Annotated in this window: 20 protein-coding genes; 9 read left to right on the top strand and 11 right to left on the bottom strand. The window is 73.5% G+C overall.

Annotated elements, in window-relative coordinates:
- Positions 1-51 precede the first annotated feature (51 nt).
- Complete coding sequence (locus LCN96_RS19675; protein ID WP_225274306.1) at positions 52-2,418, top strand: ATP-binding protein; 2,367 nt, start codon at positions 52-54, stop codon at positions 2,416-2,418.
- Here LCN96_RS19675 and LCN96_RS19670 read toward each other — a convergent pair.
- Positions 2,393-3,190: an alpha/beta hydrolase gene (locus LCN96_RS19670; protein WP_225274305.1), complete on the bottom strand. Its 798-nt coding sequence runs from the start codon at positions 3,188-3,190 to the stop codon at positions 2,393-2,395. The genes LCN96_RS19675 and LCN96_RS19670 overlap by 26 nt on opposite strands.
- Positions 3,191-3,261: 71 nt before the next feature.
- Entirely contained in the window at positions 3,262-4,215 is a 954-nt protein-coding gene (locus LCN96_RS19665; protein ID WP_225274304.1) for an alpha/beta hydrolase, read from the bottom strand.
- A 205-nt stretch (positions 4,216-4,420) separates the two neighbouring features.
- Between LCN96_RS19665 and LCN96_RS19660 the strand changes: the two genes are divergently transcribed.
- Entirely contained in the window at positions 4,421-5,146 is a 726-nt protein-coding gene (locus LCN96_RS19660) for an alpha/beta fold hydrolase (protein WP_225274303.1), read from the top strand.
- A gap of 224 nt (positions 5,147-5,370) precedes the next feature.
- On the top strand, positions 5,371-5,976 hold the full coding sequence (locus LCN96_RS19655) for a TIGR03086 family metal-binding protein (protein ID WP_225274302.1): 606 nt from the start codon (positions 5,371-5,373) through the stop codon (positions 5,974-5,976).
- 4 nt (positions 5,977-5,980) lie between these two features.
- Here LCN96_RS19655 and LCN96_RS19650 read toward each other — a convergent pair whose 3' ends face one another.
- From LCN96_RS19650 to LCN96_RS19640, 3 genes are all read right to left on the bottom strand, one after another.
- Positions 5,981-6,724, bottom strand: a complete 744-nt coding sequence (locus LCN96_RS19650) for a DUF427 domain-containing protein (RefSeq protein WP_225274301.1) — start codon at positions 6,722-6,724, stop codon at positions 5,981-5,983.
- 82 nt (positions 6,725-6,806) lie between these two features.
- On the bottom strand, positions 6,807-7,394 hold the full coding sequence (locus tag LCN96_RS19645; protein WP_225274300.1) for a phosphatase PAP2 family protein: 588 nt from the start codon (positions 7,392-7,394) through the stop codon (positions 6,807-6,809).
- Between the two features lie 66 nt (positions 7,395-7,460).
- Positions 7,461-9,002 (bottom strand): YibE/F family protein, encoded by a 1,542-nt coding sequence (locus tag LCN96_RS19640; protein WP_225274299.1) that lies wholly within the window; start codon positions 9,000-9,002, stop codon positions 7,461-7,463.
- A 76-nt stretch (positions 9,003-9,078) separates the two neighbouring features.
- Here LCN96_RS19640 and LCN96_RS19635 point away from each other — a divergent pair, with 76 nt between their 5' ends.
- Together LCN96_RS19635 and LCN96_RS19630 are read left to right on the top strand one after the other, a co-directional pair.
- Positions 9,079-9,786, top strand: a complete 708-nt coding sequence (locus tag LCN96_RS19635) for a DUF72 domain-containing protein (RefSeq protein ID WP_225274298.1) — start codon at positions 9,079-9,081, stop codon at positions 9,784-9,786.
- A complete protein-coding gene (locus LCN96_RS19630; protein WP_225274297.1) occupies positions 9,786-10,754 on the top strand; it encodes a magnesium transporter CorA family protein in 969 nt (322 codons plus the stop codon). Before LCN96_RS19635 ends, LCN96_RS19630 begins: the two co-directional genes overlap by 1 nt.
- Here the strand turns inward: LCN96_RS19630 and LCN96_RS19625 are convergent.
- The 4 genes from LCN96_RS19625 to thrS all read right to left on the bottom strand — a co-directional run bounded on the left by LCN96_RS19625 (position 10,710) and on the right by thrS (position 15,397).
- Positions 10,710-11,180 carry a DUF1850 domain-containing protein gene (locus LCN96_RS19625; RefSeq protein WP_225274296.1) on the bottom strand — a complete coding sequence of 157 codons (471 nt, stop codon included), beginning with the start codon at positions 11,178-11,180 and terminating at the stop codon, positions 10,710-10,712. The two genes, LCN96_RS19630 and LCN96_RS19625, sit on opposite strands and share 45 nt — an antisense overlap.
- Before the next feature lie 26 nt (positions 11,181-11,206).
- Complete coding sequence (locus LCN96_RS19620) at positions 11,207-12,160, bottom strand: TAXI family TRAP transporter solute-binding subunit (protein WP_225274295.1); 954 nt, start codon at positions 12,158-12,160, stop codon at positions 11,207-11,209.
- Positions 12,157-14,130, bottom strand: a complete 1,974-nt coding sequence (locus LCN96_RS19615; protein ID WP_225274294.1) for a TRAP transporter permease — start codon at positions 14,128-14,130, stop codon at positions 12,157-12,159. Before LCN96_RS19615 ends, LCN96_RS19620 begins: the two co-directional genes overlap by 4 nt.
- A 91-nt stretch (positions 14,131-14,221) precedes the next feature.
- Positions 14,222-15,397 carry a threonine--tRNA ligase gene (thrS, locus tag LCN96_RS19610; protein WP_225274293.1) on the bottom strand — a complete coding sequence of 392 codons (1,176 nt, stop codon included), beginning with the start codon at positions 15,395-15,397 and terminating at the stop codon, positions 14,222-14,224.
- 187 nt (positions 15,398-15,584) lie between these two features.
- Here thrS and LCN96_RS19605 point away from each other — a divergent pair, with 187 nt between their 5' ends.
- Positions 15,585-16,556 carry a helix-turn-helix transcriptional regulator gene (locus tag LCN96_RS19605; RefSeq protein ID WP_225274292.1) on the top strand — a complete coding sequence of 324 codons (972 nt, stop codon included), beginning with the start codon at positions 15,585-15,587 and terminating at the stop codon, positions 16,554-16,556.
- A gap of 314 nt (positions 16,557-16,870) precedes the next feature.
- Here LCN96_RS19605 and LCN96_RS19600 read toward each other — a convergent pair whose 3' ends face one another.
- Positions 16,871-19,549 (bottom strand): helix-turn-helix transcriptional regulator, encoded by a 2,679-nt coding sequence (locus tag LCN96_RS19600; RefSeq protein WP_225274291.1) that lies wholly within the window; start codon positions 19,547-19,549, stop codon positions 16,871-16,873.
- Positions 19,550-19,626: 77 nt separating this feature from the next.
- On the opposite strand from LCN96_RS19600, the gene LCN96_RS19595 reads away from it, so the two are divergent.
- The 3 genes from LCN96_RS19595 (at position 19,627) to LCN96_RS19585 (ending at position 22,526) form a co-directional block, all read left to right on the top strand.
- On the top strand, positions 19,627-20,703 hold the full coding sequence (locus LCN96_RS19595; protein ID WP_225274290.1) for a phosphotransferase: 1,077 nt from the start codon (positions 19,627-19,629) through the stop codon (positions 20,701-20,703).
- Positions 20,704-20,809: 106 nt separating this feature from the next.
- A complete protein-coding gene (locus LCN96_RS19590) occupies positions 20,810-21,148 on the top strand; it encodes a YciI family protein (RefSeq protein WP_225274289.1) in 339 nt (112 codons plus the stop codon).
- Between the two features lie 52 nt (positions 21,149-21,200).
- A complete protein-coding gene (locus LCN96_RS19585; RefSeq protein WP_225274288.1) occupies positions 21,201-22,526 on the top strand; it encodes an RNA polymerase sigma factor in 1,326 nt (441 codons plus the stop codon).
- Here LCN96_RS19585 and LCN96_RS19580 read toward each other — a convergent pair.
- A complete protein-coding gene (locus LCN96_RS19580) occupies positions 22,506-23,756 on the bottom strand; it encodes a cytochrome P450 (RefSeq protein WP_225274287.1) in 1,251 nt (416 codons plus the stop codon). The two genes, LCN96_RS19585 and LCN96_RS19580, sit on opposite strands and share 21 nt — an antisense overlap.
- Positions 23,757-23,795 lie beyond the last annotated feature (39 nt).

Genomic DNA, 23,795 nt, shown 5'->3' with positions numbered 1-23,795 from the left:
ACATGTGACCGATATGCCGGGTTTAGCGCAGGGTGATCGCGAGGGGGACGGTTGGGCGAATCGTTCGGCACGTTGCTTCGGAGCCTGCGGCACGCCGCGAAGCTGACGATCGAGGAGCTGTCCCACGCGTCGGGCGTGAGCGTACGGGCGATCGGTGACATGGAGCGCGGCGCGAGCCGGGGGCCGCAGCGGCGTACCGTCGAGGCGCTGGCCGACGCGCTGCGGCTCGGCGACGAGCAGCGCGCGGCGCTGTCGGAGGCCTCCCGCGCGGGCCGTCCCCGGCCCGTCGCGGCGCCGGTGGCCGGGGCGTGCGAGCTTCCGCGCGGCGTCGGCGACTTCACCGGACGCGCCCGCGAACTGCTCCTCCTGGACCGGCTCGCCGTCCAGGCAGGCGCGGCCGCGGGCGGGGGCGCGGGCGCCGACACAAGCGCGGGCCCCGCCATGGTTGTGGACGCGGGCGGGGGCGTGGCCCTGGCCGGGCGTGGGGCGGCGGTGGTGGCGGCGGTCTGTGGTGCTGCGGGGATCGGGAAGACGGCGCTGGCGGTGCAGGCCGCCGGCCGCCTGGCCTCCGCGTTCCCCGACGGCCGCCTCTACCTCGACCTGCGTGGCATGGACGCGGTCCCGGTGCCTCCGGCGGCGGCCCTGGCCGTGCTGCTGAAGGCGCTCGGCATGCCGGACCGGCGCATCCCGGCCGACGAGGAGGAGCGCGCCGGCCAGTACCGGGCCATGCTGCGTGAGCGGCGCTGCCTGATCATCCTGGACAACGCGGCGAACGAGGCCCAGGTGCGCCCGCTGCTGCCCGCCGAGGGACCGGGCATGACGATCGTCACCAGCCGCCGCCCGCTGGCCGGTCTGGAGGGGGTGCACCAGATCCCGCTGGCCCACCTGGCCGCGGCCGAGTCGGCCACGCTGCTGCGCGCGATCGTCGGCGACCGGCGCGCCGCGGCCGACCCGGACGGGCTCGCCCAGGTGGCGCGGCTGTGCGGCAACCTGCCGCTGGCCCTGCGCATCGCGGGCAACCGCTTGCAGAGCCGGCCCGCCTGGACACCGGGCCAGCTCGCGGCCCGGCTCGGTGACGAGGGCCGGCGCGTGGAGTCCCTGGCCGCCGGGGACCTGTCGGTCGCCACCGCCTTCGCGCTGTCGTACCAGCAGCTCTCCCCGCAGGCCCGGCGGAGCTTCCGCCGCCTCGCGCTGGCCGCCGGTCCCGGCTTCGGGGTGCCGCTGACGGCGGTCCTGGCCGAGCTGGACCCCTTCACCGCCGAGGACGCGCTGGAGGAGCTGGTGGACCTCGGTCTCCTGCAGTCCCCGCACGCGGGCCGCTACCGCTTCCACGATCTCGTACGGCTCTTCGCCCGCGCCCGCCTGGCCGAGGAGGAGCCCATCGAGGCGCACCGGGAGGCGCGGCGGCGGATGGACGACTGGTTGCTGGAGGTCGCGACGGTGGCCGGGCGCTGGTTCGAGCCCGGCTACGGCGCGCCCCCGCCCGGCTGGAGCTCGCTGGTGGAGCTGGGCAGCAGGCAGGCGGCCGAGGACTGGCTGCGGCTGGAGGACCAGGCCTGGCTGGCCGCGCTGCGCCAGGCGGCCCGCCGGGGGGAGCACGCCCGCGTGGTGGAGGTCGCCGAGGCCATGCACTGGTTCTCGGACCTGTGGATGCACTGGGGGCACTGGCCGGAGGTGTTCGAGCTGTCCTCGGCCGGCGCCCACGCCCTGGGTGAGCCCGCGCTGGAGGCGGTGCACCTGAACTACCTGTCGTGGGCGCAGACGTACTGTCTGGCCCGGTTCGAGGAGGCCGAGGCGACCGCGCTGCGCGCGCTGAGCCTGGCGGAGAAGGCGGGCGACGTGCGCCAGCAGGGCTGGTCGCTCACCTACGCCACCTGGGCCCTGTGGGGCTCGGACGATCCCGCGCACAAGGAGACGGCGCTGGGCTACGCCCGGCGGGCGGCGGCGTACCTGCTGGAGTCGGGGGACGCCGAAGGCTACGCCCATGCCGCGCTCAGCGTCGCGAGCTGCCTGCACCGGCTCGGCCGCGTCGAGGAGTCCCTGGAGCACAACCTGCACATGGTCGCCCTCCTCGGCGACCCCGCCTTCGGCGGCGACCAGGAGCTGATCACGCAGGCGCTCGGCTCCGCGCTGGACGGCGCGGGCGCCGACTACCTCGCCCTCGGCCGCTGGCAGGAGGCCGCCGACCACTACACCCGGGCGCTGGAACGGCTGCGCACCCGCCCGATCGGCCGGTCGATGGCGCTGTCTCTGATCGGCCTGGGCAAGGCACTGGCACGGCTCGACCGGGTGGAGGAGGCGCGAGCGGCGTTCCAGGAGGCCGTGGAGCTGTACGAGAGCGCGGGTGACGGGGTCCGGGCCGCGCGGGCGCGCAAGCAGCTCGACGAGGCGATCACGGGCACACGAACCGCTCGATGAAGGTCAGGGCCGTGCCGCACACCTCGCGCCAGCCGCTGTCCACGATGAGCGAGTGGCCGCGTCCGGGGATCTCGGCGATCTCGGTGCGGTGGTGCGCGTTGCGGGACTGCCGCTCAAAGGCGGCGCGGGTGAGCGCCCAGGGCGCGGTGCGGTCCAGCTCCCCCGAGATCATCAGCAGCGGCCCCCGGGCGGGGGCGGTGGTGTCCACCTGAAGGTCGTTCCACGGGTCGAGGGCCGCCGCCCGCGGCTGCGGCACGCCGGGCGCGGGGACGGCGAACCGCTCGTGCAGCCACCTGGCCTCCTCCTCGCCGACGGCATTGGCGAAGGAGTGCCGGAACTGGTCGTAGGTGAGCGGCACGGCCCAACCGGCGTCGCCGGGACGGGCGGTGGCGTGCAGCGGGGAGACCGGCAGCGGCAGGACGCCGCACCCGGGGGCGGGGCCGATGGCGACGGTGGCGGCGGCCAGGCCGTTCCCGGCGAGGATCTGGGCGAGCAGGCCGCCGAAGGAGTGGCCGACGACGACGGGCCTGCGCTCCAGGCGGCCGATCAGGGCCGCGACGTGCCCGGCCACCTGCCCCACCGTCCAGGGGACAGGTGGCGGGTCCTCGGGCCAACCCGGGAACACCGCCTCGAACCCCGCCTCGCCGAACACCGCCGCCCAGCGCTCCCAGCTCGCCGGCAGCAACCACAGGCCGTGCAGGAACACGACCGGGACGCGACCCGCGGCGTTGACCCGCTCGGCCTGCGCATCGGCCCGGTCAGTGCTGGACACCCCAGCCTGGACAAGGGCGGGTGGCTCCGGATGGCGGGGCATGAGCTCGTCCTCCCGAACGCGGATCAGGGTCAGCCGGCCGCGAGCACCTTGCGCAGGGTCCCGGCGGCCAGCTCGATCGCAGCCCCCGCCCCATGCGTCTCACGCAACGCGTTCAGCATCACGAAGTCGTGAATGACCCCCTGGAACCGCACGGCGACCACCGGAACGCCGGCCGCCCGCAGCTTGCCCGCGTACGCCTCGCCCTCGTCCCGCAGCACATCCGCCTCAGCGGTGATGACCAGCGCCGGCGGCAGCCCGGCGAGCTGCTCGCCGGTGGCGCGCAGCGGGGAGGCGGTGATCTCGGCCCGCTGCGCCTCGTCGGTGGTGTACTGGTCCCAGAACCACCGCATCCCGTCGCGCCGCAGGAAGTAGCCCTCGGCGAACTCCTGGTAGGAGCCGGTGTCGAAGGCGGCGTCCGTCACCGGGTAGAACAGCACCTGCTGCCGCAGCTCCAGCCCGCCGCGTTCCTTGGCCATCAGGGTCAGCGCGGCGCTCATGTTGCCCCCGACGGAGTCGCCGGCCACCGCGATCCGCGACGGGTCCAGGCCCTTGCCCGCGCCCTCGGTGACGACCCAGCGGGCGACGGTCCAGTTCTGCTCGATGGCGACCGGGTAGCGGTGCTCGGGCGAGCGGTCGTACTCGGGGAAGACCACGGCGGCGCCGGCGCCGACGGCCAGCTCGCGCACCAGGCGGTCGTGGGTGTGGGCGTTGCCGAACACCCAGCCCGCGCCGTGGATGTAGATGATGACGGGCAGGTCCCCCGCCAGGCCCGCCGGGCGGACGATGCGCGCCCTGACCTCACCGGTCGGGCCGCCCGCGACGGTCACCCACTCCTCGTCCACGGGGAGCAGGTCGACGGGCCCCGACTGGGCCTCGTCCACGGCCTTGCGGCCCTCGTCCGGCGGGAGCTGGAAGAGGTACGGCGGCTGCGCGGTGGCGTCGGCGAAGGCCTGCGCGGCCGGCTCCAGGACGGGCTTGCTCATATGTCACTCCAAATACGACAAAAAGTGCTTTTCGGTGCACTGCCATCCAAGCAACCGCCCGAGTCCCGCACGAGGCAGAACCACAGGCAGAAGTGGCGACTGCCGGTCCTTCCGCCTCGTGCCCGCCGCGCCCGCCCGGTTTGATACCCGATGTCAGCACGGCCGCCCCACCATGCGGCCGTCCCCACTCATGAGGAGCACCTCCATGACCGGCAGCACCACCACCCCGACCGTCGTCCTCGTGCACGGCGCGTTCGCCGACGCCGCGAGCTGGTCCGGCGTCATCGCCGAGCTGCAGCAGCACGGCGTGCCCGTCGTCGCCCCGCCGAACCCGCTGCGCGGCCTGGCCGCCGACGCCGCCTACATCGAGTCGGTGGCCGCCCAGATCGAGGGCCCCGTCGTCCTCGTCGGCCACTCCTACGGCGGCGCCGTCATCACCGTGGCCGGCGTCGCCCCGAACGTCACGGGCCTCGTCTACGTCGCCGCCTACGCGCTGGAGCAGGGCGAGAGCCTGGGCGAGCTGCAGGGCAGGTTCCCCGCCTCGCCGCTGGTCTCCTCGCTGCGGCAGGCGACCTACCCGGTCGAGGGCGGCGAGCCCGCGGTCGAGGTGACGATCCTGCCCGAGGCGTTCCCCCAGATCTTCGCCGCGGACCTGCCCGCCGAGGCGACCCGCGTCCTGGCGGTGACGCAGCGCCCGCTCGCGGCCGGCGCCTTCGCCGAGACCGCGTCGGCCGCCGCCTGGCGGTCGAAGCCCTCCTGGGCCGTCGTCGCGGGCGCCGACCAGGCGATCAACCCGGAGGTCGAGCGGTTCGGGGCCGAGCGGGCGGGGGCGCGGACGGTCGAGCTCGACGGCGCCTCGCACGCCGTCGCGGTCTCACGGCCGAAGGAGGTCGCCGCCGTGATCCTGGAAGCGGTCCGCGCCGGCGTGTGACGGCCCGACGACGCGTGTGACCGCTCGGCCCCGGCGAGCTTCTCCCTCCCGGGCAGCGGCCTCAGCACGGCCACGCCAGGTCCTGCCTGCCGCTGACCGCCCAGCACGCCGCCGACCTCGCAGGACGCGGGGCGGCGGCGTGGGGTGGAAAAGCCGGCGCAATTAGTGGAACAAAGCATTCCGTTCTGATAGAGTGGTCCCACCGAACCGAAAGGGGCTCACTCATGAGCGGCAGCATCATCATCAGCGGCTGGGACGTGCTCGACGCCTCGCACGAGGCCCTGCGCCGGGCGGTGAGCGGCGTGCCGGCCGACGGCTGGAGCCGGCCCACCCCGTGCGCCGGCTGGAGTGTCGCCCACGTGCTGCAGCACGCCGCGGGTGACCAGGTCGGCTTCGCCGCCGCCCTCACCGGCGAGCCGGGCCCCGCCTTCGACCCGTTCGACCCGTCGGGCGTCATCGACGGGGACCCCGGGGCGTTCCTGGAGGAGGCGCTGCGGCGCTCCGCCTCGGCGTGGGCGGCGGTGGACCGGGAGGCCACCGAGGTGGCGACGCCGGTGCCGCCGCACAAGATGACGCCGGAGTCCGGCGTGGCGGCGTGCGCGCTGGACGCGGGCGTGCACGCCTGGGACATCGCGATGGCCTGCGGCGGCCCGTCGCCGCTCACCCCGGAGCTGGCCCGGCCCATGCTGGTGGTGGCCAGGCAGATCGTCGAGCCGCTGCGCGCCTGGGGCGCCTACGCGCCGGCGCTGGAGCCGCTGCCCGGCGACGACGACGTCACCGCCCTCCTGCGCTACCTCGGCCGCGACCCCCGCTGGGCCCCGGCCTCCTGACCGGTCAGGCGAACTTGCTCTTCGGCCGCTCCTGCAGCTCGCCGTCCAGGTAGACGTCGAGCTTCTCGTCGTAGAACGCGATCAGCCCCGCGATCTTCGCGCTCTCGGGCAGCGGCGTCCGGTACGACCAGGCCAGGTCCTTCTTGCCGTTGACCGCCCAGTACTCCGCCGTCCCCTTGTAGGGGCAGTGCGTGGCGGTGTCGGTGTGCTCCAGCAGGTCGAGGCGCACATCGGTCTTCGGCAGGTAGTACCTGGCGGGCAGGCCGGTCTCGAAGAGGATGCGCGGGTTGCGGGAGTCGGCCACCGTCACGCCGTCCACCTCGATCCGCACGTGCCGCGAGCTCGCCAGGATGTCCACCCTGGTGTACGGGTCGCGCGGGTGGAAGAAGACCTCCTCGTCCTCCTCGAACCAGGCGTCCATGGCGTCCCACTCGAAGCGCACGTACCCCCGGACCTGCTCCAGCGGCGAGTCCGGGTAGGCCAGCGCCGCGTCCACGGCCTCGGCGGTGCCCGAGGTGACGGTGTAGACGACCGCGTCGCCCCTGCTCGGGGAGTGCCTGGTGGCTCCCGTGGCCTTCAGCGCGGATCCGTCCACGTCGGCCGGCGGGAAGTAGTAGGTGGGGTAGTACGGGACTTCCCACACCAGCAGGGCGGAGGTGGTGTCGGCCACCACCCGGCCGCCCAGGTAGGTCCGCACACGCTTGGCCGTCTGCTCGACGCGCACCCGGCCGCGGTTCTTGGCATCCATGTTCGCGGCAACCCCACCGGCGGCGCCGCTATTCCGGGCCGCCGCTCCGGGCCGCCGCCCGGGGCTGACAGGGCCGGTGCGGTCAGCCCACGCCGAACGCGGTCAAAGTCGCCCACGTCGTCAGCGTGCCGACCACCGCCCCTGCCACGACCTGCGGCCAGGTGTGGTGCGTGAGCCGTACCCTGGCCCAGCACACCAGCGCCACGACGGCGGCCCCGGCGAGCGCGGTCGGCCACGGGGGCAGGACGTGGGCGAGCACCACGACCGTGCCGGCGGAGACCGCCGCGTGGAAGGAGATCTTCCAGCGCAACGTGATCGGCACGGTCACGGCCAGCGCCACCAGCATCGCCGTCACGGTGGCGACGAGCAGCGTCGGCGCGCCCATCACGACCAGCAGCCCCAGCGCCACCAGCACGGCCGCCACCGCCGCCAGCAACGGGCCGGTGCGGCGGGCCCGGTCCACGATGTGGTGGGAGTCGAGCCTGCCCGACCGCACCCCCACCGCGATCACCGCCGCCGGCACCCCGCCGCAGAACAACGACGCCACCAGGCCCCACACGGCGCCACGCCAGCCCTGGGCCAGGAGGCCCACCAGCGGAGGCATGAGAATCACCAGCACCTGTGGTGCCAGCACATCCGTCACCCGCTTGGCTACCAGGTCGGCCGTCATGTCAGGAAAGACTACGCGATCATGGCACCCGTACCCGACAAGCGGGGTCTGTCCTGAGCCGGTGCGTCAGGGGCCCGTGCGGCGGCGACGATGGCGGGCCGGGCGGTCGGGGGACGGAGCCGGGGACGGCTCCGCGCGCGGGGGCGCGTCGAGGCGGGGCTGCGGCGTGAAGAAGTCACCGCCCGCGCGATGACCGGCCGGAGCGGCGTGCGGAGGAGGCGGAGGCGGCGGAAAGACGGACTCGTCGCGCTCGGGCTGCGGGGAGAAGAAGCCGGCGCGCTCGGGCTGCGGGGAGCCGTCGCGCTCGGCGTGCGGCGAGAAGAAGTCGTCATGGTCCGGCCGCGCCGAGAAGAAGTCGTCGTCGTGCTCGTCGTGACCGGCCCGCCGCCGCCGCGAGAAGAACCCGTCGCGCTCCCCGTCACCCGCTTCCTCACCCCGCGCGGGCTCCTGCGCCACCCGCCGGGACGCCGTCAGCGCTGCCAGCGCCGTCGTGATGGGAACGGCCGCGATGAGCCCCAGCGTGCCGACGACGCTGCGGACGATCTCCTGCGCGATGACCGGCGTCGACATCACCTCCCCCAGCGGCTGGTCCCCGATGCTGAACAGCAGCAGCAGCGGCAGCGACGCCCCCGCGTACGCCAGGATGATCGTGTTGATCACCGAGGCGATGTGCGCCCGCCCGATCCGCCCGGCGGCCCGGTAGAGGCGGGCGAAGCCGTACGAGGGGTTGGCGTGGGCCAGTTCGGCCACCGTCACCGCCTGCGTGACCGTGACGTCGTCGAGCACCCCCAGCGCGCCGATGATGATGCTGGCCAGCAGCAACCCCTGGGTGTCGATGGACAGGCTCATGTCCAGGGCCAGCGCGCTGTCGTCGGTGACCCCGTTGAGCCGGGCGAACCCCAGCGCCAGGTACGACAGCACCCCGGTCAGCGCCAGGCTGGCCAGCGTCCCGAGCACGGCCACGGAGGTGGACAGCGAGAAGCCGTGGGTGAGGTAGAGCACCGCCAGCATGATCGCGGACGCGCCCACGATGGCCACCAGCATGGGCGGCCGCCCGTCCAGGATGCCGGGGATGACGAACGTCAGCAGCAGCACGAACGTGACCGCCAGCCCCACCAGCGCCGTCACCCCGCGCCACCGCCCGAAGGCGATCACCGCCAGCGCGAACGCCGCCCCGAACAGCCACAGCGGCATCGACCGGTCGTGGTCGGAGATCTGGTACGTGCCGTCGGCCGCGCGCAGCAGGATCACGTCGTCGTCGGCCGCGAAGTGCTGCGCCCCCGGCCCGCTGGGCAGGCGGAGCTCGACGTCCTGGCCGGCCTCGGGCCCCTCGCTCACCTTGACGACGGCGTTGCCGCAGGTGGCCGGGTCGGGCTGGGGCGAGCCCTCCAGGGCGGCCGGGCAGGTCTTGAGCGTGACGCTGACGACCGTGCCGTCCAGCCGTTGCACGCCGGACTGCGCCGGGGCGGCCTCCTGCCCGCCGTCCGGCCAGAGCCAGACCAGGGCGGCCAGCGTGACGATGGCCAGCGGCACCAGGACGGCCAGGCCAGCCACCACCGTGCGCCGCGAGCTGGGGACGGCGGTGCCGTGCGCGTGGTTGGCGCCCATTGCGTGAAAGGTCCTCCTCGGCCGACGAACTAGGACAGTTGTACTGCACGCGGCACCACAGGGTAGGCCAGATGCCATGACATGGCTGGTGGGCACGTCGGGGTGGCAGTACAAGGACTGGCGCGGGGTGCTCTACCCGGAGGGCGTGCCGCAGCGGCTGTGGCTGGAGACGTACGCGGCCGAGTTCGCCACCGTGGAGAGCAACAACGCCTTCTACCGGCTGCCGAGCCCGGAGTCGTTCCGCGCCTGGCACGACCGTACGCCGCCCGAGTTCGTGATGGCCGTGAAGGCGAGCAGGTTCCTGACGCACATCAAGCGGCTGGAGGAGCCGGAGGAGCCGGTCGCGCGCCTGATGGGCGCCGCGGCCGGGCTGAAGGAGAAGCTGGGCCCGATCCTGCTGCAGCTCCCGCCGACGCTGAAGGCCGATCCGGCCAGGCTGGACCGGTGCCTGGCCTGCTTCCCCGAGGGGGTGCGGGTGGCCGTGGAGCCGCGCCACGACTCCTGGTGGACGGAGGAGGTGCGGCAGCTCCTGACCGCCCGCTCGGCCGCCCTGTGCTGGGCCGACCGGCTGGGCCGGCCGGTGACACCGCTCTGGAGGACGGCCGGCTGGGGCTACGTGCGGCTGCACCAGGGCCGGTCGGGCTGGGAGTACGGCCGCACCGCGCTGCACACGTGGGCCGGCCGGATCCGCGAGGCCGGCTGGGAGGACGCCTACGTCTACTTCAACAACGACCCCGGAGGGGCGGCCGTGCGCAACGCGAGCCTGTTTGCCACACTCGGCTAGTGCACACGCGGCTGTACAGGAACGGCGTCCTGGAGAAGGAAGGCTTCCCGATCGAGGAGGTCTCCGACCACGTGGCGGACCCGGACAACGTGGTCTGGTTCGACCTGTGCTCCCCCACGCCCGCCCAGCTCTCGGTGATCGGCGAGGAGCTGGGGCTGCACGAGCTGGCGGTCGAGGACGTCCTGACCGACCACCAGCGGCCGAAGGCGGACGTCTACGACAACCATCTGTTCATCACCGTGTACGGGCTGTCCTTCCAGGCCGGCCGGATCGTCCCCGTCGAGGTGGACGTCTTCGTCACCGGCAACGCCCTGGTCACCGTGCGCGAGAACGACCGCTTCGACATCGGCGCGGTGGTCAGGCGCTGGGACTCCGCCTCCCGCATGGCCTGCCACGGCGTGACGTTCCTGCTGCACGGCCTGCTCGACTACGTCGTGGACCAGCACTTCGACCTCGTGCAGGAGCTCGACGGGCGGGTGGAGGCGATGGAGGAGAGGCTGTTCGTGCAGGGGGTGACGGACAACAGGGAGCTGCAGCACTCCATGTACCTGCTGCGCAAGGCCACCACCAAGCTGCGCAGGCTCACCTTCCCGATGCGCGAGGTGATCGGCACCCTGCTGCGCCGCGACCAGGATCTCATCGCCGACCCCGTGATGAAGCCGTACTACGAGGACGTCTACGACCACGTCCTGCGGGTCACCGAGTGGGTCGAGTCCATCCGCGACATGCTCGCCAACGTCCGCGAGACCCGCCTGTCCCAGCAGGGCTTCCGGCTGAACGAGATCATGAAGCGGGTCACGAGCTGGGCCGCGATCATCGCCGTGCCCACCGCGATCACCGGCTTCTACGGGCAGAACGTGCCCTATCCGGGATCGGGGGAGCCCCTGGGGTTCTGGACGTCCTCGGTGCTCGTGGCGCTGGCCTCAGCGGGCCTGTACGCGGTGTTCAAGAAGAAGGACTGGTTGTAGCGGCGCGAACGTGGCGGGGCAGGGCAGGCTTCTGACCCGCCGGGTGAGCGTGAGCGACAGCCGCACCTCGCCGGCGCCCGTGGCCGGGTAGAGGGGCAGGCAGCGCCCGCCCGAGATGATCGTCCTGCGCCCGATGGCGGTGGTGAGCAGCGACAGCTCCTCGTACGTGGCGGGCTCGGCCAGGCGCAGCAGCCACAGGCCGCCCGGCAGGCGCACCCGCTCGCCCTCCAGCGCGTAGTAGTCCAGCACGCCCTCGTTGACCGACACCACGGCCCGCATGGTGAAGCGCCGGCCTGCCACGGTGAACACCTCGGCGGAGGGGGCGCGGTAGATCGAATGCACGTACCCGACGGCGAAGCCGCCCGTCACGGGCAGGCCGTTGGCGGTGAGGCGCCCGGCTCCGTCGCCGGTGCCGAGCGCCGTCACCGCCGCGAGTGCCAGGAGCAGGCGGATCAGCCCTTCTCCTTGTAGTAACGCGCGGCGCCCGGGTGCAGCTCGACCGGGGTCACCTGCCGGCCCAGCGCCGGGTCGAGCTTCTTGGCCTCGGGGTGCACCTTGGCCAGCTCGTCCTTCTTCTCGAACAGGGTCTTGGTGATGTCGTAGGCGAGCTGCTCGTTCATCGAGTCAGGCACCAGCAGCACGTTGGCGATGCCGACGGTCTTGAGCGTGCCGGGCAGCTTGTAGACGGCGTTCATGTCCACGTCGAGGGAGACGTACTGCTGGCCGTACGTGGACTGCATCTTCGCCAGCACGTCGCTGGTGTCGAGCATCTTCATGTCGGGCTTGCTGGTGGCCAGGTCGGTGATGCCGGAGGTGGGCAGGCCGCCGACCCAGAAGAACGCGTCGATCGTGTCGTCCTTGACCGCCGCCACCGACTCGTTGATCGACAGCTGCTGCTTGGTGATGTCGGTGTCCGGGTTCAGCCCGGCCGCCTCCAGCATGCGCCTGGCCACGACCTGGGTGCCGGAGTTGGCGGGGCCGAGCGAGACCCGCTTGCCCTTCAGGTCGGCGAGCTTGGTGGCCTCGACGCCGGGGGCGATGACCACGTGCGTGTAGTTGTCGTAGATGCGGGCGATGGCCTTGACCGGCTGCTTGGCGGTGAAGGTGTCCTTGCCGTTGACCGCGTCGGCGGCCGTGTCGGCCTGGGAGAACCCGATGTGCGCCTTGCCGGAGGCCAGCAGCTTGATGTTCTCCACGGAGGCCGAGGTGACCGACGCCGTGGCGCGGGTGTTGGCGACGTTGGCGGAGAGCTGCTGGGCCAGGCCGCCGCCGTAGACGTAGTAGACGCCCGTGGTGCCGCCCGTGGCGATCGACAGCCGGTTGCCCGAGCCGCCGCCCGCGCCACCGCCGCCGCAGCCCGCCGCGGCCAGGACGGCCGCGGCGACGATCGTGAGAATGCGCTTCACGAGGGGTCCCTTCTCCTGCTTCTGATGAGGTGGACGGCGGCGGCCACGGCCAGCACGGCCAGGCCCGCGACGATGGGGACGGGCTCCAGGAACAGCAGCAGCACCGCCGCCACCGCCGACAGCAGGCGCTCGGGCCAGGCGGCCAGCCCGCCCGTGGCCACGGCCAGGGCGGCCACCGCGACGGCCGAGACCGCGGTCATCAGCACCACGGTGCCGAACGGCCCCTGCCCGAGCAGCGCCTGCCCGTTGGGCGTCAGCACGAAGGCGAACGGCACGAGGAACGCCGGCAACGTGTAACGCCAGGTCATCATCATGGTCCTGTACGTGTTGCCGCCCGTGATGGCTGCGGCCGCGACCGCGGACAGTGCCGTGGGCGGGCTCACCTCCGACAGCACCGCGTAGTAGAAGACGAACATGTACGCCTCGGACTGGCTGACGCCGAGGTCGAAGAGCGCCGGCCCGATGATCACGGCCGCGATGATGAAGCTGGCCGTCACCGGCACGGCCAGACCGAGCAGCAGCACCGCGATCGCCGCCATGACCGTGGTGATGATCAGGTTGCCCGCGCCGAGGTCCACGATGATGTCGGCCAGGTTCTGGCCGAGGCCGGTCAGCGTGATCGCGCCGACGATGATGCCCGCCGCCGCGCAGACCGCGGTCACCGGCAGCACCCCCAGTGCGCCCTTGGCCAGCGCCTGGCCGATCCGCTTGGGCCCCATCCGGTGCTGGGGGTCGAGGAACGACAGCAGGAACGCGACCACCGTGGCGATCACCACCGACTGGAACGCCGACCGGTCCAGCGCCATCAGCACGACGATGAGGATCAGCGAGCTGAAGTGGTAGCCGAAGCGCAACAGCAGCCGGCCGACGCCGGGCGCGTCCACCTGCACGGCGTGGGTGCCGAAGCGGCGCGAGTCGATCTCGATGGCCAGGAAGATGCCGAGGTAGTACAGGAGCGTGGGGATCGTCGCGTACAGCAGCACCTGGAGGTAGCCGATGCCGAGGTACTCGGCGATGATGAACGCCGCCGCGCCCAGCGTGGGCGGCGACAGGATGGCGCCGATGCCGCCGGCGGCCAGGATGCCGCCCGCGGGCTCCTTGGGGTAGCCGGCCCGCCGCAGCACCGGCCAGGCGACGCTGCCCAGGCTGACGGTGGTGGCCACGCCGGAGCCCGACACGGTGCCGAGCAGGAAGCCGGCGGTGGTGACGGTGCGGCCCGGGGCGGCGCGGGACTTGCGGAAGGCGGCGAAGCTCAGGTCGATGAAGAACTTGCTGGCGCCCGAGTAGTCGAGCACCGCGCCGTAGATGGTGAACAGGATGATGTAGCTGGCCGCCACCTGCATCGGCACGCCGAAGAAACCCTCTGTGCCGGTGTAGAGCTGCGAAATGATCTGACCGAGATCGAATCCGATATGGCCGATGGTCCAGTCAATCGGCAAATATGCGCCGTAATACGTATAAATCAGGAAAATGATGCAAATAACGGCAAAGGACCAGCCGACGGTCCGTCGTACCGCCTCCAGCAGCAGCACCGTCAGCACCAGGCCCGCCACGATGTCCACATCCGTCAGCGCGGCGCCCGAGCCGCGGTCGCGGAAGGCGTCGATGTCGAGCAGCGGGTAGAGCAGCACCGCCAGCGACGCCGCCGCCAGCAGCCAGTCGGCCGCGCTCGGCCACTCCACCCGCGGCCCCTCGGCGACGACGGGCGCCGGCCGCCGCAGCAGGCGCCGCGCGTACGGCGCCAGCCCGGAGCGGTAGCACAGGAAGACCAGCGGCAGCGCCACCGCCAGGAACGTCATCCGGTGCTCGATCGCCTCGACCGGCCGGAACACCACGACCAGCGAGTACGCCGACAGCAGCCCGGCCACGATCCACACGCCGAGTTTGAGCGGCCCGCCCAGCTCTCGTGCCGGACGTTCCTGTTCGTGAGCGGAGATCAGCTCGGACTCACGATCGCTCAGCTCGGTCAAGTTCTGCCTCCCCGACCACGGCTTTTGCAGGGACTTTACGAGCCGTTGACGTGATCAGGGAAGCCTCTGTTATCCATTTGATCTCCGCGCGTCAGCCGAACGGTCGCGATTGTGCGGCCAACTGCTCGATCGGCACCTCGCCCGCCTGGCTCCCGTCGCGCAGCCGCACCGCCGCCCGCCCGCTCGCCACCTCGCGGGGCCCCACCACGAGCTGGTACGGCACCAGCCGGTGCGCCCTGATCCTGGCCCCGAGGCTGCCCCGGTCGGCGGGCGCCAGCTCGGCCCGCAGCCCGGCCACCACGCAGCGGCGCAGCAGCTCCTCGGCGGCCGGCAGCTCGGCGTCCGACAGCGGCAGCACCACCGCCTGCACGGGCGCCATCCAGGCGGGGAAGGCGCCGCCGTGCACCTCGACAAGGTGGGCGACCAGGCGCTCGATGCCGCCGACCACGCTGCGGTGCACCATCACGGGCCGCTCGCCGCCCACGTAGCGCAGGTCGAAGCGCTCGGGCTGGAAGTAGTCGACCTGGACGGTGGACAGGGTCGACTCGCGGCCCGCCGGATCGGCGATCTGGATGTCGATCTTCGGGCCGTAGAAGGCGCCCTCGCCGTGCTCCTCGTCGTACGGGCGGCCGCGGTGCTTGAGCACGTCCCGCAGCACCGACTCCGAGCGCCGCCACATGGCGGGGTCGTCCACGAACTTCGCGCCCTCGCCGCGCAGCGACAGCCGGTAGCGGGCGGCCCGGATGCCGAGCCGCTCATGCGCCGCCTCGATCAGGTCGAGCGCGGCCGACACCTCGGCGGCGGCCTGCTCCGGCGCGCAGAACACGTGGCCGTCGTTGAGCTGGATGGCCCGCACCCTGGTCAGCCCGCCCAGCACGCCCGACAGCTCCGAGCGGTACATGCCGCCCAGCTCGGCGACGCGCAGCGGCAGCTCGCGGTGGCTGCGCTGCCGGGAGCGGTAGATGAGCGCGTGGTGCGGGCACAGGCTGGGCCGCAGCACGAACTCCTCCCCGCCCACCGGCATCGGCGGGAACATGTCCTCGGCGTAGTGCGCCCAGTGGCCCGACCGTTCGTACAGCTCGCGTTTGCCCAGCACGGGCGAGTTGACGTGCTGGTAGCCGTTGCGGCGCTCGAGCTCGTGCACGTAGTCCTCGACGGCCTTGCGCACGGCCGCCCCGGCGGGCAGCCAGTAGGGCAGGCCGGCGCCGATCAGCGGGTCGGTGTCGAAGATGCCCAGCTCACGGCCGAGCCTGCGGTGGTCGTTCATGGTTGACCTCTCCCATGGGAAAGGGCGAACGACCAGCTCCCGGGCGTTCGCCCGGGAAGCATGGAGTCAGCGCGCCGGGACGGTGTCCGGCGTCGTCGTGACGAAAGCGCGCTGCATGGCTACGACCATAGCACCGCGGGCCCCGGCGGCACCCGGGTAAAACTTCGGCAAATGATATAAAGACAGCGTGGCCCAGATCACCGTGGACGTGCGCCATCTCCAGGCGTTCGCCGAGGTCGGCTACCAGGTGGCGGGCACCGGGGGCGCGCACGGGGCGATGGCGGCGCTGCGCCGCGTGGTCGCGCTCGACGCCTACGAGTTCGTCGCCTACGACCCGGCCACCGGGCGGCACCGCAGCGTGGTCGCCGACGGCCATCCGCGCATCGACAGCGACGCGGCCGAGGAGTACACCGGGCTGGAGGCGTACCGAAGGGCCATGACCACCCGCGCGCCGGTCCCCATGCCGGAGCCGGGCACCGAGCTGTACTTCCGCCGCCACCTGGCCCCCTACGGCTGGCGGGCCGGGCTGACGGCGCCGCTGTTCCTCGACGGGGGCCGTTACACGGGGTTGCTGCACCTGGCGTCCAAGGCCTCCTTCCCGCAGCTCACCGAGGCGCTGGTCGCGGCGGTCAGCCCGCTGCTCGCGCACGTGACCGACCTGAGCAGGTGCGTGATCGACCCGGTGGGCCTGCCGCCGGACTTCCGCGCCGTCGCCTACGACCGGCTCGGCACCCGCCGCGAGGTCCCGGGGCACGAGGTGTCGGCCGCGCTGTGGGACGACCCGGCGATGGCCGCGTACGCGCGGGCGTTCATCGACTCGCGGGAGCTGAGCAGGCAGGGGCTCTGGCTCGGCGCCGACGGGCGCTGGCACGAGGTGCGGCTGCTGCGGGCCGCGGTCGGGTTCCAGGGGGCGCTGCAGGGCGCCGTCGCGGCCGAGCGGCGCTGCGTGCTGCCGTACGAGCTGACGGGGCGGGAGGTGGACGTGCTGACCCGGGTGGCGGCGGGCGACTCCAATCCGCAGATCGCGGCGGCGCTGGTGCTCAGCGTGCGCACGGTCACCACGCACCTGGAGCACATCTTCGCCAAGCTGGGCTGCGACAGCCGCACCCGCCTGACCACCAAGGCTCTCGCCGAGGGCCTGTGCCGGCTGGACCTCTGACCGCGAGTGCCCGCTGCGGCACTCACGGCCTCGTGCACTCGCCGGCTCATCCAGAAAGCCGGCTCACCACCAGTCCCAGCCGCCTCCCCAGGGGCCGCCCCACCAGCGCCTGCGGCGACGGCAGCGGCCACGACGCCAGCGGCGGCGCCCGCAGCCTCCACCCTCGTGGAATCCGGAAATCCCAGCCATGATTCCTCCCCGATCATCACTCCCCTTCATCCCACGCTAATCCCGTCAATCCCCCCAAACCATGACATATCCGCATATTTCGCCCGGCTTTGACGGCGAATTCACCACGTAAAGCCCGCCGCCCCTCAGTCGAAGAGATCCATCAGCCGCGCGAGCCCGGCACGGCTGCTGACCCCCGTCCTCTCGTAGACCTGGACGAGCGTGTTGGCCACCGTGCGGCGGGAGAGCACGAGCCGCGCGGCGATGTCCGGATTGCTCAGCCCGGAGGCGGCAAGCTGGGCGATCTGCCGCTGCCTGGCCGTCAGCTCGGGAACGGCCAGTCCGACCAGCGCCGGCGTCCGCACCGGGCCGCACCGGCGCGCCAACGCCCAGGCCCGCGTCTCGGCCGCCCGCTGCGCCCGGCGCAGCCCGGCGCGCCGGTACCCGGCGGCGGCCTGCGCGGCGGCCTCGGCGGCGTGCAGCCTCAGCCCGAGCTCCTCCAGCGCGGCCGACGCCTCCTCCAGCTCCGCGGGGGTGCTCGCTTGGGCGTGCCGGGCCAGGACGGGCGCGAGGTCCCCGTCCACGACCTGCGCCAGCCATCCCAGCCGGTCCGCCACCCGCTCCCCCGCCCCCAGCCGGACGACGTCGTGCAACGCGAACAGCTCATACCCGGGATGCACGGACGCGGCGCCCCATCCTCCCCCGCCCTGCTCAGCCCGCTCCTCCTCCGCCTGTTCCTCCCTCGCCCGGCCCGGCGCGGTGCGCTCTCCCCGGGCCGCCCGCGCCGCATCCAGGGCCGCCTCGATCGCTCCCTTGACATCGCCCTCCGCGGCCAGCGTCCACGGCCGGGCCAGCAGGAAGGCGAACTCCGTCTGATGCGTGCCGGGCAACACCAGCTCATCGACCAGCCGCAACGCCCCCCGCATCGCCGGCACGTCACCGGCCAGCGCGTACGCGTGCACCAGCTCCGCCAGGCACATCCCGGCCTGCAACGTACGCCCCCGCAGCCGCACCACCGCCTGCCTGCACACCCGGACGGCCTCGGTGACCCGGCCGCGCAGCCGCAGCACCTGCGCCCGCCGAGCCGCGGACGTGACCAGCGTCCGATCCCACCCCGCGTAGTCCTCACCGATGCGGTACCCGATCGCGGCGAACCGCTCGGCCGCCGCCAGATCCCCGGCCAGCACGGACGCGCCCGCCCCCGCCTCGGCCACGGCCGCCGTGATCGAGGGCAGCCCCTCGGGCACCTCGCCGATCATCGCGAGCGCCTCGTCCGCCACCGCCATGGCCCGCCGCCCGAGCCCCTGCCCGAGCAGCAGGAACGCCTCCACCCCCGCCACTCCGGCCGCCACCCGGAGGCTCATCGGCCCGATCGCCCGGATCTCGCCGAGCGTGGCCCGGGCGTCGGCGAACCGGCCGGTGGAGTGCTCGATGGCGGACCTGACGGTCAGCACCCCCTGCCGTGCCTCCACCTCGCTCATCATCGCCCGCGCCGCCGTCAGCGCCGCCCTGGCCTCCTCCTCCCGCCCGGACCCCCAGAACAGGTTGAGCGCCCGCACCGCCTGGTACTCGGCCAGCCGCTGATCGTCCATCGGCTCGCCCGCCAGCCCGGCCAGCACCTCGCGGGCCTCGTCGTAACGGTCGGCGTAGTTCAGCACGGTCGCCAGGGGGATCCCGGCCGCGACCCCGCCGCCGGCCGCCAGCGCGGCTCTCCCCAGCCGGGCGGCCAGCTCCAGGTCGCGGACGGTCCGCGCGATGTGGCAGGCCCTGACGAGCGGCGCCGGGTCGTCGGCGGTGCCGCTGTCCAGCCGCCAGACCGCGATGCGCAGCAGGTCCTCCGGCGTGCGCGGGCCGGCCGCTTCGAGCGCCCCGGCCAGGCCGCGCAGCACCTCGCGGGTGCGCAGGGCGCCGCAGCCCGCGCGGATCGCCTCGCCGTAGAGGGGGTGCGCCAGGCGTACCGACAGGTCGGGGGCTGTGACGGCGGCGAGCTGGCGTTCCTCCAGGCGGCGCAGGGTCTCCTCGGGGGCGAGCGGGGTCAGGGCGGCCAGCGGGAGCGGCTCGCCGTACGCGATGAGCTCCAGCGCGGCGCGTTCGGCGGCGGCGATGTCGCCCAGGCGGCTCTCGATCAGCTCGCGCAGCCGCGTCGTCACCGGGATCTCGCCGTGCCAGCGCCAGACGCCGTGCTGCTCGGCGAGCGTGCCGGCCGCCTCCCCTGCCAGGACGAGCTCACGCAGGAACAAGGCGTTGCCGTCACTGACCCGCCACAGCCGGCTGGCCGTCGCCGGCTCCACCTGCCCGCCCAGCGCGCCGGCCAGGATCGCGGCCGTCTCGTCCGGCGTCAGCGGCGCCAGGTCCAGGCGCGGGAGCAGCCCGTCCTTCCACAACGCGGTCACCGCGTCGGGCGCCCGCTCACCGGCCCGCAACGTGACCAGCACCTTGATCCGGTCGCCGGCGGCCAGGTGGTGCACCAGCGCGGCCGAGACCGGGTCCAGCAGGTGCGCGTCGTCCACCAGCAGCGTCCGGCACCCACGCGCGACGGCCTCGGCCGCCCAGCCCAGCAGGTTGCGCTCAGGCAGCCTGGACGAGACATCCCGCTCAGGCGGACCGGGCGGCAGCAGGTGTGCCATCGCCCCCAGCGGGATGCCGGAGGCGGCGACCGTAGCCCTGGCGAGCGCCACGCCCTCCGCCTCGCGCACGGCCTCGGCGGCCAGCCGGCTCTTGCCCACCCCCGCCGGCCCCGCGAGCACGGCCCCCTTCACCAGGAGAGCCTCGGCGACCGAGGCCAGCTCGGACATCCGGCCCGTGAAGGGCCACGGCGCGCGCACAAGGGGATGATAAGCCAGCCCTTTTGAGTAAGCCCATGCTCTGTACGCCGCCCGCTCCCCACCGTCACGGTGTGGACATGTCGCACGCCGATCTCACCCCCTTGGTACGGCAGGCCCTGGACCGCCCCGACGCCGAGGTCGCCTCCTGCCGGGTGGCACCCCTCGCGCACGTGCCGGGCACCCCCTCCACCGGCTCCCTGCGCAGGGTCTCGGGCACGACGACCTGCGGCCGTTCGTGGTCGTTCGTGGTGAAGTCCATCCATTCGGTACGCCACTGGCCGCACCTGCACCTCCTCCCCGAGGCGGCCCGCGACGGCTTCGTCGCCGTCTTCCCGTGGCGGATCGAGGCCGACGTGTACGCCTCGGGCAGGCGGCTCCCGCCGGGGCTGCGCATGCCGCGCCTGTACCTGCTCGACGATCTCGGCGACGACCGGATCGACCTGTGGCTGGAGGACGTACGCACCTGCGGCCCGGCGCGGTGGGACCTGACCAGGTACGCGGCGGCGGCCCGCGTCCTCGGCAGGCTGGCCGGCATGTACCCGGCGGACGGGCCGGGCACCGGGCCTGGGCTGCGCGTCTACGTCGTCAACCGGGTCATGGGCTCCGCCGTCCCCGCGCTGCGCGACCCCTCCCTCTGGCGCCATCCGCTGGTCGCGCCGCACGCCGACCCGCTGCTGCGGATGGACCTGGACACGCTCGCCCACCGCGTCCCGAGCATGCTGGACGCTCTCGACGCCCTGCCGCACACCATGGCGCACGGCGACGCCAGCCCGGAGAATCTGCTCGTCCCGGCCGCCCGCCCGGACGAGTTCGTGGCCATCGACTGGGGATGGCAGGAGCCGGTGCCCGTCGGCTTCGACCTGGGCCAGCTCCTCGTCGGCCGGGCCCACGAGGGCCTGCTCGAACCGGGCGAGCTGCCCGCCGTCCACCGGACCGTCCAGGAGGCGTACGCGCTGGGCCTGGCCGACGAGGGCCGGTCGGCCGAGGGGCTGGCGGCCGGGTACGTCACCTCGCTCGTGCTGCGCAGCGCGTTCACCGCGATCCCGGTGGAACGGCTGGACGAGCCGGTCACGCCGGAGCTGGCCGAGCTGTTCCGCAAGCGCGTCGGGCTGGCCCGTTTCCTGGCCGACCTGGGTCTCGGGCTGCCTTCGTGAAAAATCCTGAGAGAAAATTCCCGGGGGGTGTCCTTCTGTGGTCGTCCCGTTCGTGGAGATGGCGACGCGGCACTCCGGCCGCGCGACGACGACAGGGAGACCGGTCATGAAGTACATGCTGCTGATCAACAGCCCCGCCACCGAGACCGACGCCGAGATGGCCTCGTTCGAGGAGTGGATGGCCTACGACAAGACCGTCAGGGAGTCGGGCGTCTACGTGTCGGGCGAGTCGCTCGCCGACCTCACCACCGCCACCACCGTCCAGGTCTCCGCGTCGGGCGAGCGCACCGTCACCGACGGGCCGTTCGCCGAGACGCGGGAGGTGCTCGGCGGCTTCTACGTCATCGACGTGCCCGACCTCGACGTCGCCCTCGACTGGGCGGCCCGCTGCCCGGGCGCGCGGGGCGGCGGCTCCGTCGTGGTCCGGCCGGTCGCCGAGTTCTGAGCACGGGAGCGGTGATGGCGGCAGGCGGGCGCGACGCGGCGGCGGTGGGATCGTGACGGCGGCGGACGGGCGTAACGCGGCCTCGGTGGGGCCCTCCATCGAGGCGGTCTTCCGCGAGGAACGGGGACGGCTGCTGGCGTCCCTGGTGCGCCGCTTCGGCGACCTGGACCTGGCCGAGGAGGTCGCCTCGGAGGCCATCGAGGCGGCACTGGTGCACTGGCCGGCCGACGGCGTGCCACCGAACCCCGGCGCCTGGCTGATGACCACCGCCCGCCGCCGGGCCGTCGACCGGTTGCGCCGCGACCGCACGTACGCCGCCCGCCTGGCCATCCTCCAGGTGGAGGCCGACCGCGCGGCCCCCGCCACGCCCGCCGACAGCGGCGGCGGCGAGCTGCCGGACGAGCGTCTGCAGCTCTTCTTCACCTGCGCCCACCCCGCCCTGTCCGCCGAGGACCGGGTGGCGCTGACGCTGCGCTGCCTGGCCGGGCTGACCACGCCGGAGGTCGCGCGCGCCTTCCTCCTGCCGCCCGCCACCATGGCCAAGCGCATCGTCCGGGCCAAGAAGAAGATCCGCGAGGCGCGCATCCCGTTCCGCGTGCCGGGCGCCGACGAGCTGCCCGGCCGGCTGCCCGGCGTGCTCCAGGTGATCTACTCCATCTTCACCGAGGGGTACGCCGCCAGCACCGGCCCCGACCTCCAGCGGCTGGACCTGGCGGAGGAGGCCATCCGGCTGGCGCGCATCCTGCGCCGCCTGCTGCCCCGCGAGCGGGAGGTCGCCGGGCTGCTGGCCCTGATGCTGCTCGTGCACGCCCGCCACGCGGCCAGGATCGGCGCGGACGGCGAGCTGGTCCTGCTCGACGACCAGGACCGGGCCCGGTGGGACCGCACGATGATCGAGGAGGGCCAGGGCCTGGTGGTCGTCGCGCTCACCGGCGGCCCGCCCGGCCTGTACGGGGTGCAGGCCGCCATCGCCGCCCTGCACGACGAGGCCGCCGGCCTGGCCACCACCGACTGGCCGCAGATCGTGGCACTGTACGACGTGCTGCTCGCGCTCGCGCCGTCCCCGGTGATCGCGCTCAACCGGGCCGTGGCGGTCGCCATGCGCGACGGCGCGGAGGCCGGGCTGGTGCTGCTCGACGAGCTGGCCGGGGAGCCACGGCTGCGCGGCTACCACCCGTACGCGACGGCGCGCGGCGACCTGCTGCACAGGCTGGGCCGCCACCGCGCCGCCGCCGACGCCTACCGCCAGGCCCTCGACTGGGCGGGCACGGAGCCCGAGCGCGCCCACCTGCGCCGCCGGCTCGCGGCCTGCGAGTCCGCCGACCTCGCCGGCCACGAGCCACTCCGTGACGAAGGCTCACGAGACGGCGACGACTAGCCCCCGGATCTCGTATCCCCCGATGTCGTTGTTGAAGGTCACCCTGGGAGCCGCCGCCATCCTGACCCCCTCCATGGCGAGGAGCCGGGTCAGGAAGACGTCCGTCTCAAGGATCGCGATCCCGGACCCCGGGCACTTGTGCGGCCCGTCACCGAACGCCAGCGCCGCCGCCCCCGCTCCCTCCCCCAGCGCCCGGCCGGGCCGCACGGCCAGCGGCTCCTCGCCCACGGCGTCGGGGTCGGTGTTGGCCGCGTCCACCAGCACCTCGACCAGCGCGCCTGCGGGCACCGTGACGGGCCCGTCGGCGCCGGGCAGCTCGATCGCGGCCGTCGTACGCCGCCGCAGCCGGCTCACCACCGGCTCCAGCCGCACGATCTCATGCAGGACGGCCAGCCGCCCCGGCTCATCCGCCGCCCGGTACCGGGCCCTCAGCTCGTCGTCGGTGAACAGGTGCCACGCCGCCACACAGATGAACTCCCGTGTGGTCACCATCCCGGCCGCCGCGAACGTCAGGCACTCGCCCAGCACCTCAGCCGACGAGCACCCGTCGTCCAGCAGGTGCGAGATGAGGTCGTCGCGCGGCTCGCGGCGGTGGTCGCGGATGGCGGGGCGCACGTCGGCCAGGTAGACGCGCAGCCAGTTGACGTTCTGGCGGATGGTCCAGTAGATGCCGTGCAGGCTGGTCAGGCCGGGTTTGCCGTACTTCTCGGGGAAGAAGCGCTCCAGCCGCTCGCGGATGCCCGGCCGGCTGGAGGTGAGCCCGATGATCGCGCTCGCCACCTCGATCGCCATCCCGAAGCTCAGCTCGGACAGCTGCGCCTCCCCCGCCGCCCGCAGCTTCGCCAGCTGCCGGTCGGCGACCTCCGCCATCAGCCCGCGATACCGCTCGTCGACGCGGCGGGGCGTGAAGAACCGCGCCGTCTGCCGCCGGTCCTCGCGGTGCTCCGGCCCGTCCCGGTACAGCACCGGCCGCCGGACCTTGGCGGGCAGCTTCTCCACCGTCTCGACCCCCAGCCCGGCCTGCACGGTGGCCTCGCTGCGCAACACGGCCCGGGCCGCCGCGTGACCGCTCACCTGCCAGGTGCCGTCATCCGCCCGCTGGACCGGGCACCCCGGCCGCTCCCTGCCGGGCGCCTCACTGCCGAGCGCCTCACCGCCCGATCGCCCGCTGCCGGACCGTCCAGTGCCGGGCCGCTCGATCTTCCGAGCGTCGCCGCCGTACCGACTCACGCCGCACGTCTCCCGTCCGTACTCGGATCCCGCTGACCA

The organism is Nonomuraea gerenzanensis (assembly GCF_020215645.1).
Taxonomy (GTDB): Bacteria; Actinomycetota; Actinomycetes; order Streptosporangiales; family Streptosporangiaceae; genus Nonomuraea; species Nonomuraea gerenzanensis.
Note: the sequence above shows the minus strand (reverse complement) of the source record. Positions and strands in the feature narration are given on the sequence as shown.

What these genes read in the sequence shown, in the direction of transcription:
- LCN96_RS19650 (WP_225274301.1), bottom strand. Translation starts at nt 6,724, where the DNA reads ATGGATGCCAAGAACCGCGGCCGGGTGCGCGTCGAGCAGACGGCCAAG.
- LCN96_RS19595 (WP_225274290.1), top strand. Translation starts at nt 19,627, where the DNA reads ATGTCGCACGCCGATCTCACCCCCTTGGTACGGCAGGCCCTGGACCGC.
- LCN96_RS19645 (WP_225274300.1), bottom strand. Translation starts at nt 7,394, where the DNA reads ATGACGGCCGACCTGGTAGCCAAGCGGGTGACGGATGTGCTGGCACCA.
- LCN96_RS19635 (WP_225274298.1), top strand. Translation starts at nt 9,079, where the DNA reads ATGACATGGCTGGTGGGCACGTCGGGGTGGCAGTACAAGGACTGGCGC.
- LCN96_RS19665 (WP_225274304.1), bottom strand. Translation starts at nt 4,215, where the DNA reads ATGAGCAAGCCCGTCCTGGAGCCGGCCGCGCAGGCCTTCGCCGACGCC.
- thrS (WP_225274293.1), bottom strand. Translation starts at nt 15,397, where the DNA reads ATGAACGACCACCGCAGGCTCGGCCGTGAGCTGGGCATCTTCGACACC.
- LCN96_RS19590 (WP_225274289.1), top strand. Translation starts at nt 20,810, where the DNA reads ATGAAGTACATGCTGCTGATCAACAGCCCCGCCACCGAGACCGACGCC.
- LCN96_RS19660 (WP_225274303.1), top strand. Translation starts at nt 4,421, where the DNA reads ATGACCGGCAGCACCACCACCCCGACCGTCGTCCTCGTGCACGGCGCG.
- LCN96_RS19655 (WP_225274302.1), top strand. Translation starts at nt 5,371, where the DNA reads ATGAGCGGCAGCATCATCATCAGCGGCTGGGACGTGCTCGACGCCTCG.
- LCN96_RS19640 (WP_225274299.1), bottom strand. Translation starts at nt 9,002, where the DNA reads ATGGGCGCCAACCACGCGCACGGCACCGCCGTCCCCAGCTCGCGGCGC.